General features: G+C 63.4%; 11 protein-coding genes. 3 read left to right on the forward strand and 8 right to left on the reverse strand.

Annotated elements, in window-relative coordinates:
- The first annotated feature begins 142 nt into the window (after nucleotides 1-142).
- From HX866_RS05460 to HX866_RS05470, 3 genes are all read left to right on the forward strand, one after another.
- Nucleotides 143-1,426 carry a hypothetical protein gene (locus tag HX866_RS05460; protein WP_177138414.1) on the forward strand — a complete coding sequence of 428 codons (1,284 nt, stop codon included), beginning with the start codon at nucleotides 143-145 and terminating at the stop codon, nucleotides 1,424-1,426.
- A gap of 74 nt (nucleotides 1,427-1,500) precedes the next feature.
- The gene (locus HX866_RS05465) at nucleotides 1,501-2,007 is read left to right on the forward strand and encodes a hypothetical protein (RefSeq protein WP_177138415.1); all 507 of its coding nucleotides are present in this window, start codon (nucleotides 1,501-1,503) and stop codon (nucleotides 2,005-2,007) included.
- Nucleotides 2,008-2,105: 98 nt separating this feature from the next.
- Nucleotides 2,106-3,620 (forward strand): tyrosinase family protein, encoded by a 1,515-nt coding sequence (locus tag HX866_RS05470; protein ID WP_177138416.1) that lies wholly within the window; start codon nucleotides 2,106-2,108, stop codon nucleotides 3,618-3,620.
- A gap of 114 nt (nucleotides 3,621-3,734) precedes the next feature.
- On the opposite strand, the gene HX866_RS05475 is transcribed toward HX866_RS05470, so the two are convergent.
- The 8 genes from HX866_RS05475 to HX866_RS05510 all read right to left on the reverse strand — a co-directional run bounded on the left by HX866_RS05475 (nucleotide 3,735) and on the right by HX866_RS05510 (nucleotide 15,364).
- On the reverse strand, nucleotides 3,735-5,690 hold the full coding sequence (locus tag HX866_RS05475) for an acetoacetate--CoA ligase (RefSeq protein WP_177138417.1): 1,956 nt from the start codon (nucleotides 5,688-5,690) through the stop codon (nucleotides 3,735-3,737).
- 197 nt (nucleotides 5,691-5,887) lie between these two features.
- Nucleotides 5,888-6,658, reverse strand: coding sequence for a 3-hydroxybutyrate dehydrogenase (hbdH, locus tag HX866_RS05480; protein WP_177138418.1), 771 nt, complete (start codon nucleotides 6,656-6,658; stop codon nucleotides 5,888-5,890).
- A 10-nt stretch (nucleotides 6,659-6,668) separates the two neighbouring features.
- A complete protein-coding gene (locus HX866_RS05485) occupies nucleotides 6,669-8,060 on the reverse strand; it encodes a GntP family permease (RefSeq protein ID WP_177091648.1) in 1,392 nt (463 codons plus the stop codon).
- 297 nt (nucleotides 8,061-8,357) lie between these two features.
- Nucleotides 8,358-9,773: a sigma-54 interaction domain-containing protein gene (locus HX866_RS05490; protein WP_177125304.1), complete on the reverse strand. Its 1,416-nt coding sequence runs from the start codon at nucleotides 9,771-9,773 to the stop codon at nucleotides 8,358-8,360.
- A 35-nt stretch (nucleotides 9,774-9,808) separates the two neighbouring features.
- A complete protein-coding gene (locus tag HX866_RS05495) occupies nucleotides 9,809-11,389 on the reverse strand; it encodes an ABC transporter ATP-binding protein (protein WP_177091650.1) in 1,581 nt (526 codons plus the stop codon).
- A 14-nt stretch (nucleotides 11,390-11,403) separates the two neighbouring features.
- Nucleotides 11,404-12,426, reverse strand: a complete 1,023-nt coding sequence (locus tag HX866_RS05500; protein WP_177091651.1) for an ABC transporter permease — start codon at nucleotides 12,424-12,426, stop codon at nucleotides 11,404-11,406.
- Entirely contained in the window at nucleotides 12,426-13,499 is a 1,074-nt protein-coding gene (locus HX866_RS05505) for a microcin C ABC transporter permease YejB (protein ID WP_177138419.1), read from the reverse strand. Before HX866_RS05505 ends, HX866_RS05500 begins: the two co-directional genes overlap by 1 nt.
- On the reverse strand, nucleotides 13,499-15,364 hold the full coding sequence (locus HX866_RS05510; protein WP_177092115.1) for an extracellular solute-binding protein: 1,866 nt from the start codon (nucleotides 15,362-15,364) through the stop codon (nucleotides 13,499-13,501). Before HX866_RS05510 ends, HX866_RS05505 begins: the two co-directional genes overlap by 1 nt.
- Between the last annotated feature and the right edge of the window lie 2 nt (nucleotides 15,365-15,366).

Here is a 15,366-nt window from a genome sequence, read left to right on the forward strand (position 1 = left end):
GACCGTAAAGTCAGTGTTCTGGCTCGGAAAAACCGTAGAACTGTCATTTCTGACAGTTGTGGGATGCGGGGATGAGGGATTGAATACCCGGCAGCCCTGCCTGCCGGCATGGCAGGGCGTCAATCCCAGGGAGGACCGGTTCATGATGCTGGAGGAACTGCGAGGCTATCGACTTGGCCCGGCGGGCGAAGCGGATTCGACGTTTGGGCAGTCGGGTGCGGCCAGGTTGCAGTTCCCCGGTTGCCTGTCGAGCCAGGCCAATGACGTGGTGGCCTGTGCCGATGGCAAGGTCCTGGTGGCGCTGAAGGTGGGCTTTGCCGACGGCTGCCGTTTTGGTCTGGCGCGACTGCATGACGACGGTGCGCCGGATGCTTCCTTCGGTGACGGAGGTTTTGTCTGCGGCGGCTTCCAGGTCGGTGTCGAGGCCATGGCCAGCAGCGTGCAGTTGCTCGCCGACGGACGCATCCTGCTATTTGGCCTGCACTACCTGGACGAAGGGCATACCTTGCCGGGCGTGGCACGTTTTGATGCCAATGGACGCCTGGACCCGAGTTTTGGCGACCGGGGCGTCAAGGTGCTGCGCCTGCCCGGCGGCCTTGCCGAGGGCCCGCGGGACGGTTGGTTGCCACCGGGCTTGCCGGGCGTTGAGGCCTGCGCGGGAGCGGTGCAGGAGGACGGCAAGATCCTGCTGATCGCCAATCACACCTACACCTTCGCCGACTATGTCGGGCTGTTGATCCGCCTTCAGCCCGACGGCACCCTGGACCCGACGTTCAACGGGCGTGGCTTTGTGGTGGTGCGGCATTTGTTGATGAACTCCTGGCTGAGCTGCGTCCGGGTCCAGGCCGACGGCAAGATTCTGGTGGGCGGTTCGGTGAACTTCCCCCAGTTGGGCTTGATGGTGCGCTATGAGGCCGACGGGCGTCTTGATCATGGCTTTGGCGACCTGGGGTTTCTCTCGTTCGGCTTTGCCGGGTCCAGTTCCCAGGTGACGAAACTGGCCGCTGGTAACGATGGGCGACTGCTCTGTGTCGGCAACCGTTTCAGCCCCATGCGCGGGGCCTTGCAGGGGTTCAGTGTCCATGGCGGTACGGACTTCGGTTTTAATGATGCCGATGCGGTCCTGCTCGACCTCGACACCCCGGCCAGCCTTTGGGCCGATCTCCTGGTCCAGCCCGACGGTTCGATTCTGGTGGCGGGCTCGACGGTAATGGGCTTTGGCTCGGACTTTGTGCTGGCGCGTTATCTGGCCGACGGGCAACTGGATCTGGACTTCGCCGGCGGGCGCGGTTGGGTGCGCACAAGCCTGGGCCACAGTCTGGATACCGTCACCGCCCTGGCTGTGCAAAACGATGGTCGAATCCTGGTGGCCGGCCATTCACTGTTCGGCAGTTTCAGGGCGGTGGTGGTGCGTTATCGGGGATGACCGTTGGGCTGTAATGTCCCGCTGACGTCGGGCTGGTGCCATAGTGAAAAGGGGTCGGTGGCGGAGAACGAACCATGTGGCGATTCAGGGCACTGGCCGGAGTGCTGTTATTGCTGTCTTCCAACAGTTGGGCGGAAAACGTCCTCTATCGTGCGCAACAGCCTGTCGAGTTGGGCGCGGCGCGGACCGAGGTGGCGTTGCGTTCCAGTGACAGTGCGGGGAAGGGCGGCTTGTCCGCCTGGAAAGGGCCGCGGCCATTGGCGCTGGCGCTGTCTGGGATTTGGGCGCGCGAAGCCCCGGCTGCCGGTTACCAGCTTTACCTGAATCTGCCGCCGAGCGTGCAACCCGATGCCGCGGACCCGGGGTATCTCGGCGATGTGAGTTTCTATGGCGCCCCCGACCACTTCGATACCCGACGCCCCAAGGAGGTAGCTTTCCTGCTCGACGAAGCCCTTGAGCGCCTGCGCAAAGCTGGACGGTTGGCGGCTCAGCCGACCCTGACACTGATCCCGGTGGCCATCGGCGAGCAAGGCCGCCAGCCGAGGATCGAGGCGGTGTCGATCGTCGAGACACCGCACTGATGTAAAAGTTCCCACTTTCATTGAGGAATCTTCACTCACTGCTAATCTGACTTTGTTGTTGATTTAGGAAATCAATTCGTACGGTCAAGGAGTGAAGTATGACTATCAGTCGAAGGAAGTTGCTGCAAGCGGGTGCGTTGGGCGGTGGGATGGCGATGTTGCCGCTGGGCTTGATGCAGAAAGCCTGGGCAAGTTCGACCCAGGCGCTGGTGCGTTATAACGTGCTCTCCGCGGAAGGCGACAAGATGTTGAGGATCTACGCCGCCGCCGTGAAGAAAATGATGGCCAAGCCCACTACCGATCCGCTGTCCTGGACCTTTCAGTGGTATACCCACGCAATGCCCTCCAAGTATCCGAAGGCACAGACCATCACCGATGTCTTCGGCAGTGGCAGCAGCCCTCAGAAAGCGCTGGCCCAGTCCATGTGGTGGACCTGTGAGCCCCATTCCAGCGGCAACAACGACGCCTTCTTACCCTGGCACCGGATGTATGTCCTGTATTTCGAGCAGATCATTCGCGAGGTCTCAGGGGAGCCGAAATTTACCCTGCCGTTCTGGGATTACACCGGGCCGTACAGTGCCGCCGGCAACAATTACAGCGTGATGCCCAAGCAGTTCCTGCTCAAGGATGATCCGCTGTTTGGTGTGCTCTATCGCCCGGACCGCAATCCCAATTCGAATGCCGGCAAGCCGGTGGTCAACAATGGTTCGCCGCTCGACCTGTCTTGCATGAAATGGTCGGTCTACAGCGGGATATTCGGTTTCTGCAATAACATCGACAACAACCCGCACGGCAGTCTTCATGGTGACGTGGGCAACAGCCTGGGGATGGGCGCGGTGCCATGGGCGGCCTATGACCCGATTTTCTGGGTTCACCACGCCAATATCGATCGCATCTGGGCCGGTTGGAACCGCGCCGGTGGGAAAAATCCAAGCGACAGCAAATTCCTCAGTGAGTCCTGGGTGTTTGCCGACAAGGCCGGCAAGGCGGTGACCACCAAGGTCAGCCAGGTGCTCGATACGGCGACTTGCCCGTACCCCTACATCTATTCGGAGTATCCGCAACGACCCAAGACCAGCTTGCAGTTCGCCACGACGCAGAAGCAATTCCAGTTGCAGGCGCAAAGCCTGGTGGCCGCGCCGTCCGCCACGGCCAATGCCATCAGCCTGAGTGGCAAGGCGACGACGGTGGCCCTGGTGACCCATGCGCTGGGTGCCAGTACCAGCGCCACGCAACCGGCACCCCGGAGCTTTGCGCTGCAGTTGAAAGCTCAGCCGGCGATCCGCGAGTATGCCTTGTCGTTCGAGGCGATCGCGGCCAGCAGCGAGCCGGGCAACAGCTATGACGTGTATCTGGGCCTGCCGACAGGCGCCGCGCCGGATCCTGAGTACCGGGTGGGCTCCATCAGCATGTTCGGCGTGGGTAACCAGGCGATGCATGCTGGTCATCATGCCGGGTCGAAGGACGTTGCCTTCCTGGTCAGCGAGCAGATGCAGAAACTGCTCAAGATCGGCACGCTCAACGATGCGCCCGCGGTGACGCTGGTGCCGGTGGGCGATCCCAATCCGGGCTCGGCACCGACGATCGGCAATATCTCGCTGCAAACACTGTGAGCATTTCTGTAGGAGCGAGCTTGCTCGCGATGGTAGCCCAGGCACCGCGGGGTATCAGGTGCCCAGCGTTATCGTTGACGACCATCGCGAGCAAGCTCGCTCCTACAGAGGGCTTCAGTCACGTAACTGCGGTCTGTCCCTGAACTGTTCCAATGCCTCGGGATTGGCCAGGGCATCGGTGTTTTTTACCGCCTGCCCGTGCACCACGTTGCGCACTGCCAACTCCACGATCTTGCCGCTGAGGGTGCGCGGGATATCCGTGACCGCGAGGATCTTCGCCGGCACGTGCCGAGGGGTGGTATTGGCGCGGATCACCTGGCGAATCTGCTGTTCCAGGGCCTCATCCAGTTCGACGCCGTCGCGCAGACGGACGAACAGCACTACCCGCACATCGCTTTGCCATTGCTGACCGATGGCGATGCTCTCCAGCACCGCTTCGACCTTTTCCACCTGCCGATAGATTTCCGCGGTACCAATCCGCACGCCACCGGGGTTGAGCACGGCGTCGGAGCGACCGTGGATCACCATCCCGCCGTCGGCGAATTCCTCGGCATAGTCGCCCTGGGCCCAGACCCCGGGGAACTGGCTGAAATAGGCGGCCTTGAGCCTCTCGCCATAGGGGTCGTTCCACAACCCCACCGGTATCGCCGGGAAGTGCCGGGTGCAGACCAACTCGCCTTTGGCCTCGAGCACCGGCTGACCGTTGTCGTCCCAGACTTCCACGGCCATGCCCAGGCTCTTGCATGGCATCCGCCCGCGTACCACCGGCAATACCGGGTTGCCGCTGACGAAGCAGGAAACGATGTCGGTGCCGCCGGACATGGAGGACAGGCAAAGCTCTTCCTTGATCTGGCGGTAGACGTAATCGTAGCTGCGCAGTGACAGCGGTGAGCCGGTGCACAGCAGGGTTTTCAAGCTGTCCAGCCGATGGCTCTGGCGCGGACTGAGCCCGACGTCTTCCAGGGCCGCCAGGTACTTGGGGCTGGTGCCGAAGGCGTTGATGCCCTCGCCGTCGATCAGGTCCAGCAGACGTTGCGGGCCGGGGTGAAACGGCGAGCCGTCGTAGAGCACCAGCGTGGCGCCCACCGCCAGGCCCGAGACCAGCCAGTTCCACATCATCCAGCCGCAGGTGGTGTAGTAGAACAGGCAGTCATCGCGTCCCAGGTCGACATGCAAACCGTGCTCCTTGAGGTGCTGCAACAAGACCCCGCCGGTGCTGTGGACGATGCACTTGGGGACTCCGGTGGTGCCACTGGAATAAAGGATGTACAGCGGATGGGCGAACGGCACCGGGGTGAATTCGGGATCGCCGCCGGCCTGGTAGAAGTCGTTCCACAACGCCACTTTGGCTTGGCTGCGGAAGTCTTCGGCGCGAGTTTCGGGACGGGCGTAGGGGACGATCAGCAGTTGCTGCAAGTCTGGCAGGCGTTCGAGTATTTCGTTGAGCTTGGCGGTCTGGTCGATCAGTTTGCCGGCGTAGCGATAACCGGCGCAGGCGATCAGGACCTTGGGTTCGATCTGGCCAAAGCGGTCGATCACGCCCTGGGTCCCGAAGTCCGGCGAGGAGCAGGACCAGATGGCGCCGAGGCTGGTGGTGGCGAGCATGCCCACCAGGGTTTGCCAGGTGTTGGGCATACACGCCGCGACCCGGTCGCCAAGGCCGACGCCGGCGGCCCGCAGGCTTTTTTGCAGGCCCGCGACGTGGGCGGCGAGTTCGCCGTGGGTGAGGGTTTCCCGGCGTCCGTCTTCGCTGACGGCGACCACGGCCAGGTGCTCGTCGCGCCGGCGCAGCAGGTGTTCGGCGAAGTTCAGGGTGGCGCCCGGGAACCACTCGGCGCTGGGCATCTGCGGGCCTTCGTGCAGGACCGCGCTGGCCGGGCTGTGGAATTCGACGTCGAAGAAATCGACGATGGCCAGCCAGAAGTCCTCCCGCCGGTCGATGCTGAAGCGGTGCAGGGCGGGGTAGTCGCCCAGTTGCAGGTCGTGGCGATGATTGACGAAGCGCCGGAAGGCTTCGATCCGGGTCTTGCTGACACGCTCGGCGCCGGGGCGCCAGAGGACTTCGGCCATGGTCTTTCCCTTATGGTTCTGCTAACCGATCTTTGCTTGCACACACGCGTTGTGACGGTCCACACCTCCTGTAGGAGCGAGCTTGCTCGCGATGGTAGATCAGGCACCGCTGGGCATCAGATGCCCCGCGTTATCGTTGACGCCCATCGCGAGCAAGCTCGCTCCTACAGGGTTTTGTTGTCGGGTCAGGCAATCAACTATTGTGCCAACCAGCCGCCATCGATATTCCACGCCGCGCCGCGGACCTGGCTGCCGGCCTCGCTGCACAGGAACAGCACCAGTTCGCCCAGGTGCGCCGGGGTGACGAACTCCAGCGACGGTTGTTTCTCCGCCAGCAGATCGTGTTGCGCCTGTTGCGGATCGACCCCGCCGGCGGCACGGTCGTCGATCTGTTTCTGCACCAGAGGGGTGAGCACCCAACCCGGGCAGATGGCATTGCAGGTGACGTTGCTGGTGGCGGTTTCCAGACCCACCACCTTGGTCAGGCCGATCACCCCGTGCTTGGCCGCGACATAGGCCGACTTGCCCACGGAACCGACCTGGCCATGTACCGAAGCGATATTGACGATCCGCCCCCAGCCCCTGGCGCGCATCCCCGGCAGCGCCAGGCGCGTGCTGTGGAACACCGACGACAGGTTGATGGCGATAATCGCATCCCAACGCTCCACCGGGAACTCTTCCACCGTGGCGACATGCTGGATACCGGCGTTGTTGACGAGGATATCCACCCCGCCGAACTCGCGCTCGGCGTAGGCGAACATCTCGGCGATCTGCGCCGGGTCGCTGACATCGGCCGGATGATGGCCGACCCGACCGCCAAACTGCTGGACTTCGGCGATCACCGCGGCGGCGTCGCCGAAGCCATTGAGCAGCACATTGGCGCCGGCCCGCGCCAGGCCCAAAGCGATGCCCAGGCCGATGCCGCTGGTGGAGCCGGTGACCAGGGCGGTTTTACCTTTCAGACTCATTGTCGATTCCTCACACGATGCCGGTGGCATAGAAGGTGGCGATCACCACGAAGACCGCCAGGGTCTTGATCAGGGTAATGCAGAAAATATCCTTGTAGGCTTCTCGGTGGGTCAGTCCGGTGACGGCCAGCAGGGTAATCACCGCGCCGTTGTGGGGCAGGGTATCCATGCCGCCGCTGGCCATGGCCGCGACCCGGTGCAGGACTTCCAGCGGAATATTCGCGGCATGGGCGGCACTGATGAAACTGTCGGACATCGCCGCCAGGGCGATACTCATGCCGCCCGAAGCAGATCCGGTGATCCCCGCCAGCAGGGTGACGGTGACGGCTTCGTTGACCAGCGGATTGGGAATGCTCTTGAGCCAGTCGGCCAGCACCAGGAACCCCGGCAACGAGGCGATGACTGCGCCGAAGCCGTATTCCGAGGCGGTGTTCATCGCCGCCAGCAGGGCACCGCCCACCGCGCTCTTGCTGCCTTCGGCCAGCTTGCCGCGAAGGGTCCGGAAGCCAAAGATCAACACCACGACGATGCCCACCAGCAACGCGGCCTGTACTGCCCAGATGGCGGTGAGCTTGGCGATATCGGTCTGTACCGGCGTGGCCATGCCCGGCAGGCTGAGGGTGTGGGTCTTGCCGTACCAGAGCGGAATCCACCGGGTGAACAGCAGGTTCATGATACCCACCAGCAACAGCGGCGAGAGGGCGATCCAGGGGTTGGGCAGGCGGATGTCCTCGGCGGTTTCCGGTTCGTTGCGCAACTCCGTGCCGTAGCCTTCGCCGGCGCGCTGGGCTCGATTGCGTTGGCGTTGCAGGAACAGCATGCCGGCGCAGAACACGAAGAGCGTGCCTATCAGACCCAGCCAGGGCGCAGCCCAGGCGGTGGTGTTGAAGAAGGTGCTGGGAATGATGTTCTGGATCTGCGGTGTGCCAGGCAGGGCGTCCATGGTGAAGGAGAACGCGCCGAGGGCGATGGTTGCCGGCATCAGACGTTTGGGGATATTGCTCTGGCGAAACATCTCGGCGGCAAAGGGGTAGACCGCGAACACCACCACGAACAGCGAGACGCCGCCGTAGGTGAGCAGGGCGCAGACCAGCACGATCACCAGCATCGCCTGGCGGGTGCCGAACAGGCGGATGGCGGCGGCGACAATCGAGCGTGAGAAGCCGGAGAGCTCGATCAGCTTGCCGAACACGGCGCCGAGCAGGAAGACCGGGAAGTAGAGTTTGACGAAACCGACCATTTTTTCCATGAACACCCCGGTGAAGGCGGGGGCGACGGCGGAGGGGTCGGTGAGCAAGACGGCGCCGAGGGCGGCGATGGGGGCAAACAGGATAACGCTGTAGCCGCGGTAGGCAGCCAGCATCAGCAATGCCAGCGCCGCGAGGGCGATGATCACACTCATGGTGTGTCTCCAATTGTTATTTTTGTAGGTTAGGTCTGAATCTCCTGTGGCGTTTGCGAGTTTTGTGCCATGTATTTAAGTTGTTGAAATATATGGGTATTTTTATGGTTTTGTTGAGGTCGTGAGGTTTTTGTCTCTATAGTGAGACATGTAGTGGTCTTGAGGGGGTTATCGCGAGCAAGCTTGCTCCTACAGTACAGCGCCGTTCGCGAGAGAAAGTTCACCCAAACCCCTGTAGGAGCAAGCTTGCTCGCGATAAGAGTGCAGGGCACTCTCAATAATGAGATGAATATCTCACTATTGAGACTCGGCAATCCCCAACGCCACCATCTTCTTGTACAACGTCGACCGCCCCAGCCCCAACTGCTTCGCCGCCTCCACGACTTTCCCCCCACACCTCACCAGCGCGGCCTCGATCAACTGCCGATCAAACCGCTCCCGCGCGGCACTGAAGGTCTCATTCCCCACGGCGGCAGGCGCAAGAGCAGGCGAACGCAGCAGCGGCCTGAACGTCCCGATCGCCCCGCGGATATCCGCCGCACTCAACACCTGCGCATCGCTCAACAGCGCCGCCCGTTCCAGCACATTACGCAACTCACGGACATTCCCCGGCCAGGCGTGTCGGCCCAGCAACTCCAGGGCTTCGCCTGCCAACTCATGATGACTGCGCAACTCTTCGAGAATCGCTTCACTCAACGCCGGCAAATCTTCCAGGCGCTCGCGCAGCGGCGGCACCTGGATCGGCAGGACATTGAGCCGGTAATACAGGTCCGCGCGAAACTCACCCCGCTGGATGGCCGCCTCAAGGTCGGTGGATGTGGCGGCAATTACCCGGACATCGCTTCTCAGCACCTCATTGGAACCCACCGGCTCGAACTCCTTCTCCTGCAACACCCGCAACAGCTTGCTTTGCAGGGGCAGCGGCATATCGCCGATTTCATCGAGAAACAACGTACCGCCCTGGGCGATCTGCAGCTTGCCCGGACGGCCCTTGCGATCCGCACCGGTAAAGGCCCCTGGCGCGGTGCCAAAGAACTCGGCCTCGAGCAAGGTTTCCGGAATCGCCGCGCTGTTGATGCTGACAAACGCCTTGTGCGCCCGTGGCGAAGCACTGTGAATCGCCTGGGCGAGCAGTTCCTTGCCGGTGCCGGTTTCTCCCAGCAGCAGGACCGCTGAGTCGCTGCTGGCGCCACGCCGCGCGCGGCGCTTGACCTCCAGGCTGGCGGCGCTGGTGCCGATGAAATGAGCGAAGTTGTATTTGCTCTGCCGCGAGCGCAGCAGCGAACGGGTCGAGGCCAGTTCGGCTTGCATGCTCTGGTAGCGCTTGAGCACGGGCGACAGGCTATGCAGTTCGTCGAACAGGGCGAAGCCGATGGCGCCGATCACCGTCCCGGCGCCATCGTGGATCGGCAGGCGCATGACCACCAGGGGTTCCTTGGGCGTGTCCTGCAGATCCAGCAGGATCGGCTGGCCGGTGCGCACCACCTCGCGCAGCAGGCTGCTCGGGATCACGCTCTCACAGGCGCGGCCGATGGCTTCACTGGCGTCGGCCAGACCGAAGCGTCGGGCATAACGCTCGTTCATCCAGACGATGTTGGCGTCACGGTCGACGATCACCGTGCCTTCGCTGGATTGCTCGATGATTTCGAACAGCGAACGAATCGCCAGCAGGCGAACCTGCTGGTAGTCCTTGAGGCTTTCGGTGTCGCTCATGGCAGGTCGATCCATTACTGGCGGGCGGCGATCAATCAGGTCGGGGTCAGCAGAGTAGCGGCGAGCAATTCCCGCGTATAGGGATGCTGCGGCGCATCGAACACCGCGCACGTGGTCCCGCGTTCGACCACCTGGCCGTCCTTGATCACGATCAGGTCATGGGCCAGGGCACGCACCACCGACAGATCATGGCTGATGAACAGGTAGGTCAGGCCATGTTTTTCCTGGAGATCGCGGAGCAGGGCGACCACCTGTTTCTGCACCGTGCGGTCCAGCGCCGAGGTCGGTTCGTCCAGCAGGATCAGCGCCGGCTTGAGCACCAGGGCGCGGGCGATGGCGATGCGTTGGCGCTGGCCGCCGGAAAACTCATGGGGGTAGCGGTGGCGGCTTTGCGGGTCGAGGCCGACCTCTTCCAGCGCACGAATCACCAGGGCGTCGCACTCGGCCGGGGTGTTGGCGCAATGCACCTCCAGGCCTTCACTGATGATCTGGGCCACCGACATGCGCGGGCTGAGGCTGCCGAACGGGTCCTGGAAGACCACCTGCATCTGTTTGCGCCAGGGCCGCAGCTGTTTCTGGTTGAGGCCATCGAGGGCCGTACCCTGGAAACGGATGCTGCCCTTGGCGTCGAGCAGGCGCAGGATCGCCTGGCCCAGGGTGGACTTGCCGGAGCCGGACTCGCCGACGATGCCCAAGGTCTTGCCACGCTGCACACTGAGGCTGATACCGTCCACGGCCTGGAGGTATTCCTTGCGGCGCAACAGCCCGCCACCGACCTGGAAGCGCACGCGCATGTCCTCGGCCTGCAACACCACCTCGTTGTCGTCCATCGGCAATGGCTGGCCCGCCGGCTCGGCGTCCAGCAGCACCCGGCTGTAGGGATGCGCGGGATGGTTGAACAGGGTTTCACAGTCCGCCTGCTCGACAATCGCCCCGGCCTTCATCACGCAGACCCGCTGGGCAATGCTGCGGACCAGGTTGAGGTCGTGGCTGATCAGCAGCAGCGACATGCCCAGGCGCTGTTGCAGGGATTTGAGCAGCAGGAGGATCTTGCGTTGCACCGTCACATCGAGGGCCGTGGTCGGCTCGTCGGCGATCAGCAACTCCGGCTCGCAGGCCAGGGCCATGGCGATCATCACGCGCTGGCGCTGGCCGCCGGACAGTTGATGGGGGTAGGCCTTGAGGCGTTCCCGGGGTTTCTGGATGCCCACCAGTTCCAGCAGTTCGAGAATCCGTGCCTGGGCCGCTTTACCGCCCATGCCCTTGTGCAGCAGCAGGGTTTCGCCGATCTGCTTTTCGACGCTGTGCAGCGGATTGAGGGAGGTCATCGGCTCCTGGAAGATCATCGCGATGCGGTCGCCACGAATGCCGCGCAAGGTGCCGTCGTCGGCCCCCAGCAGTTCCTGGCCGCGATAACGCACGCTGCCGTCGGTCTGGCAGCCGCTGCGTGGCAGCAGTTGCAGGATCGAGTGGGCGGTCACCGACTTGCCCGAGCCGGACTCGCCCACCAGCGCCAGGCATTCGCCGGCGCGGATATCCAGGCACAGGTCGCGCACCGCCGGCTGGCCGTTGAAGGCGACGTTGAGGTGGCGGATTTCAATCAGGTTGTCGGTCATCTCGGGCGCCTGGTTCATGAGCGGGGGTCGAAGGCATCACGCAGTGCCTCGCCGATAAACACCAGCAGCGAGAGGATCAGCGCCAGGGTGAAGAAAGCGGTGAAGCCCAGCCACGGGGCTTGCAGGTTCTGTTTGCCCTGGCCGATCAACTCGCCCAGGGAGGCGCTGCCGGCGGGCATGCCGAAGCCGAGGAAGTCCAGCGCCGTCAAGGTCGAAATCGCCCCGGTGAGGATGAATGGCAGGTAGCTCAGGGTCGCGTTCATGGCATTGGGCAGGATGTGCCGCAGGATGATCTTGCGGTCGGTCAGGCCCAGGGCTCGGGCGGCCTTGACGTATTCCAGGTTGCGCCCCCGGAGGAATTCGGCACGCACCACGTCCACCAGGGCCAGCCAGGAAAACAGCGCCATGATGCCCAGCAACCACCAGAAATTCGGTTCGACGAAGCCGGACAGGATGATCAGCAGGTAGAGCACCGGCAGGCCGGACCAGACTTCCAGCAGGCGCTGGCCGAGCAGGTCGATCCAGCCGCCGTAATAACCTTGCAGGGCCCCGGCGGCAATGCCGATCAGGGCGCTGACGGCGGTCAGGGCGAGGGCGAAGAGAATCGACACCCGGGCGCCGAAGATCACCCGTGCGAGCACGTCCCGGGCCTGGTCGTCGGTGCCCAGCCAGTTCACCGTGGTGGGTGGGCTGGGGGCCGGCTTGTTGAGGTCATAGTTGGGCGTGTCGGCACTGAACGGGATCGGCGGGAACAGCATCCAGCCGCCATCCCTGGTGATCAATTGACGCACATAGTCGCTACGGTAGTCGGCCTGGAAGGGCAGTTGGCCGCCGAACTCCTGCTCGGTGTAGCGCTTGAACACCGGGAAGTACAGCGAGCCCTGGTAGTTGAGCACCAGTGGCTTGTCGTTGGCGATCAGCTCGCCCCCCAGGCTCAGGACGAACAGCGCGGCGAACAGCCATAGCGACCACCAGCCACGGCGGTTGGCCTTGAAACGGTCGAGCCGGCGCCGGCTCACGGGCGAGAGTCTGAACATCAGGCGTTCCTCGCGGCGAAGTCGATACGTGGGTCGACCAGGGTGTAGCAGAGGTCACCGACCAGTTTTATCAAGAGGCCGAACAGGGTGAAGATGAACAATGAGCCGAACACCACCGGATAGTCCCGCGACACCGCCGCTTCGTAGCTCATGCGGCCGAGGCCATCGAGGGAGAAAATCACCTCGATCAACAGCGAGCCGGCGAAGAACACACTGATAAACGCCTGGGGAATGCCCGAGACCACCAGCAGCATGGCGTTGCGGAACACATGGCCGTAGAGCACCCGTCGTTCGCTCAGGCCCTTGGCCCGGGCCGTGACCACGTACTGGCGGGTGACCTCATTGAGGAAGGAGTTCTTGGTCAGGATGGTCAGGGTGGCGAAACCGCCGATCACCAGCGAGGTGACCGGTAGCACCAGGTGCCAGAAGTAGTCGGCGATCTTGCCCAGGGTCGAGAGCTGGTCGAAGTTCTCCGAGACCAGCCCGCGCACCGGGAACCAGTTCAGCGAAGTGCCACCGGCGAACGCGACGATCAGCAGCATGGCGAAGAGGAACGCCGGCATGGCGTAGCCGATGACGATGGCGGTGCTGCTCCAGACATCGAAGCGGCTGCCGTGGCGGGTCGCCTTGCGGATGCCCAGGGGAATCGACACCAGGTAGGTGATCAGCGTGGCCCAGAGCCCGAGGGAAATAGTCACCGGCATTTTCTCCAGGATCAGGTCGGTGACCTGGGCGCCGCGAAAGAAGCTTTTGCCGAAATCCAGGCTGGCGTAGTGCTTGAGCATCAGCCAGAAGCGCTCGGGGGCCGGTTTGTCGAAGCCGTACTGGCGCTCGATGTCGGCGATCAGCTTGGGGTCCAGGCCGCGGCTGGCCCGCGAGGCGCTTTGCACCGCATCGCCACCACCGCCGAGGGCGCCGGCTCCCGCTCCCGCACCGCCAATCCCCTGCAAGCGGGCGATGGCCTGTTCCACCGGGCCGCCGGGCGCGGCCTGGACGATGACGAAATTGACCAGCAGGATCATCATCAGGGTCGGGATGATCAGCAGCAAGCGCCGCAGGGTGTACGCCAGCATCAGTGCTGTCCTCCGGAACTGCCGCGCTTGATCAGCTCGGCGGTCATCTGTTCGTTGGTCAGCGCGGTCGGGCTGACTTCCCACCAGGTTTCGACGGCGGGGTCATTGCTGGCCTGCTCCTTGGGGAAACCGAAGCGGTTCCACCAGACCGTCGAGGTGCCCGGCGGGTAATAGTTGGGAATCCAGTAGTAGTTCCATTGCAGCACCCGGTCCAGGGCGTGGGCGTAGCTGAGCATCTGTGCTTGGGTATCGGCCTTGACCAGGCCGTTGATCAGGGTGTCGACGGCGGGGTTCTTCAGGGCCATGAAGTTGCTCGAGCCGGGGTCGTTGGCCGCCGCGGAACCAAAGTAGTTGTACAGCTCGATACCCGGCGAGGTGCTGACCGGGTAGCCGCTGACGATCATGTCGTAGTCGCGGGCCTTGAGGCGGTTGACGTACTGCGAGGCGTCGATGCGACGGATGTCCATGCGGATGCCGATCTGCGCCAGGTTGCGTTTATACGGCAGCAGCAGTCGCTCCATGCCGTTCTGGGCATTGAGGAAGGTGAAGTTCAGCGGCTCGCCCTGGGCATTGACCAGGCGGTCGCCGTCGGGTTTCCAGCCGGCCTGTTCCAGCAGGGCCAGGGCTTTGAGCTGTTTGTCCCGCAGGTTGCCGCTGGCATCGGTTTTCGGCGCTTGGAAGACCTGGGTGAAGACTTCGTCGGGAATCTGCCCGCGCAGCGGTTCGAGAATCGCCAGTTCCGCCGGGTCGGGCAACTGCGTGGCGGCCAGGGCGGTGTTGGAGAAGAAGCTCTGCTGGCGGATGTACATGTTGCGCATCATCTGCCGGTTGCTCCACTCGAAGTCCCAGAGCATGGCCAGGGCTTCACGCACGCGGCGGTCCTGGAACATCGGCTTTTGCAGGTTGAACAGATAGCCCTGTGCCGATTGCGGCGCTTCCTGGGCCAGATGGGCCTTTTGCAGGCGGCCATCGCTGAGGGCCGGACTGTCATAGCCGATGGAGTAGCCGGTGGCGGAAAACTCGCGATTGTAGTCATAGGCGCCGCCGCGCAGGACCTGGCGGGCCACGTCGGTGTCGCCGAAGTATTCGAGGGTGAAACGGTCGAAATTATAGAGGCCGCGGCTGACCGGCAGGTCCTTGCCCCACCAGTCGGGATTGCGCTCGAAGGTGATGCTGCGTCCGGAGTCGATCTTGCTGACCTTGTACGGGCCGCTGCCCAGCGGCGCTTCGTAACCGCCGCCGTCGGCGAAGTCACGGGTTTTCCACCAATGTTCCGGGAGCACCGGCAGGCTGGCGATATCCAGCGGCAGCGAGCGGTTGTCGTTGTTCTTGAAGTCGAAGCGGACCTGGGTCGGTGACTCGACCTCGACGTCTTTCACCGCTTCGAACTGCAGGCGGTAGCTGAGGCTGCCCTGGGTCATCAGCAGGTTGTAGGTGTAGCGCACGTCTTCGGCGCTGATGGGGGTGCCGTCGGCGAAGCGGGCCTTGGGGTTCAGGTAGAACCGCAGGGACAGGCCGTCATCGCTGCGCTGCATTTTTTCCGCCACCAGGCCATAGACGGTGTAGGGCTCGTCCAGGGAGCGCACGGCCAGGGGCGAGTAGATCCAGCCGTCGACCTGGGTGACGCCGACGCCTTTGTCGACATAGGGCAGGATATGGTCGAACTGGCCGATCTCGATCGCCGAGCGGCGCAGGCTGCCGCCCTTGGGCGCGCGGGGGTTGGCGTAGTTGAAGTGGCTGAAGCCGGCAGGGTACTTGGCCGGTTCGCCGTAGACCGTCAGGGCGTGTTGCGCGGGGGCGGCGTAGGCCGGTTGGCCCGCAAACAGGGCCATGACGGTAAATGTGAGGGATAGAGCCAGTCGCATCA

Origin of the sequence: Pseudomonas gingeri (genome assembly GCF_013386165.1) — a bacterium.
Lineage (GTDB): Bacteria > Pseudomonadota > Gammaproteobacteria > Pseudomonadales > Pseudomonadaceae > Aquipseudomonas > Aquipseudomonas gingeri_C.

What these genes read in the sequence shown, in the direction of transcription:
- hbdH (WP_177138418.1), bottom strand. Translation starts at nt 6,658, where the DNA reads ATGAGTCTGAAAGGTAAAACCGCCCTGGTCACCGGCTCCACCAGCGGC.
- HX866_RS05495 (WP_177091650.1), bottom strand. Translation starts at nt 11,389, where the DNA reads ATGACCGACAACCTGATTGAAATCCGCCACCTCAACGTCGCCTTCAAC.
- HX866_RS05465 (WP_177138415.1), top strand. Translation starts at nt 1,501, where the DNA reads ATGTGGCGATTCAGGGCACTGGCCGGAGTGCTGTTATTGCTGTCTTCC.
- HX866_RS05490 (WP_177125304.1), bottom strand. Translation starts at nt 9,773, where the DNA reads ATGAGCGACACCGAAAGCCTCAAGGACTACCAGCAGGTTCGCCTGCTG.
- HX866_RS05505 (WP_177138419.1), bottom strand. Translation starts at nt 13,499, where the DNA reads ATGCTGGCGTACACCCTGCGGCGCTTGCTGCTGATCATCCCGACCCTG.
- HX866_RS05470 (WP_177138416.1), top strand. Translation starts at nt 2,106, where the DNA reads ATGACTATCAGTCGAAGGAAGTTGCTGCAAGCGGGTGCGTTGGGCGGT.
- HX866_RS05460 (WP_177138414.1), top strand. Translation starts at nt 143, where the DNA reads ATGATGCTGGAGGAACTGCGAGGCTATCGACTTGGCCCGGCGGGCGAA.
- HX866_RS05485 (WP_177091648.1), bottom strand. Translation starts at nt 8,060, where the DNA reads ATGAGTGTGATCATCGCCCTCGCGGCGCTGGCATTGCTGATGCTGGCT.
- HX866_RS05510 (WP_177092115.1), bottom strand. Translation starts at nt 15,364, where the DNA reads ATGCGACTGGCTCTATCCCTCACATTTACCGTCATGGCCCTGTTTGCG.
- HX866_RS05500 (WP_177091651.1), bottom strand. Translation starts at nt 12,426, where the DNA reads ATGTTCAGACTCTCGCCCGTGAGCCGGCGCCGGCTCGACCGTTTCAAG.
- HX866_RS05475 (WP_177138417.1), bottom strand. Translation starts at nt 5,690, where the DNA reads ATGGCCGAAGTCCTCTGGCGCCCCGGCGCCGAGCGTGTCAGCAAGACC.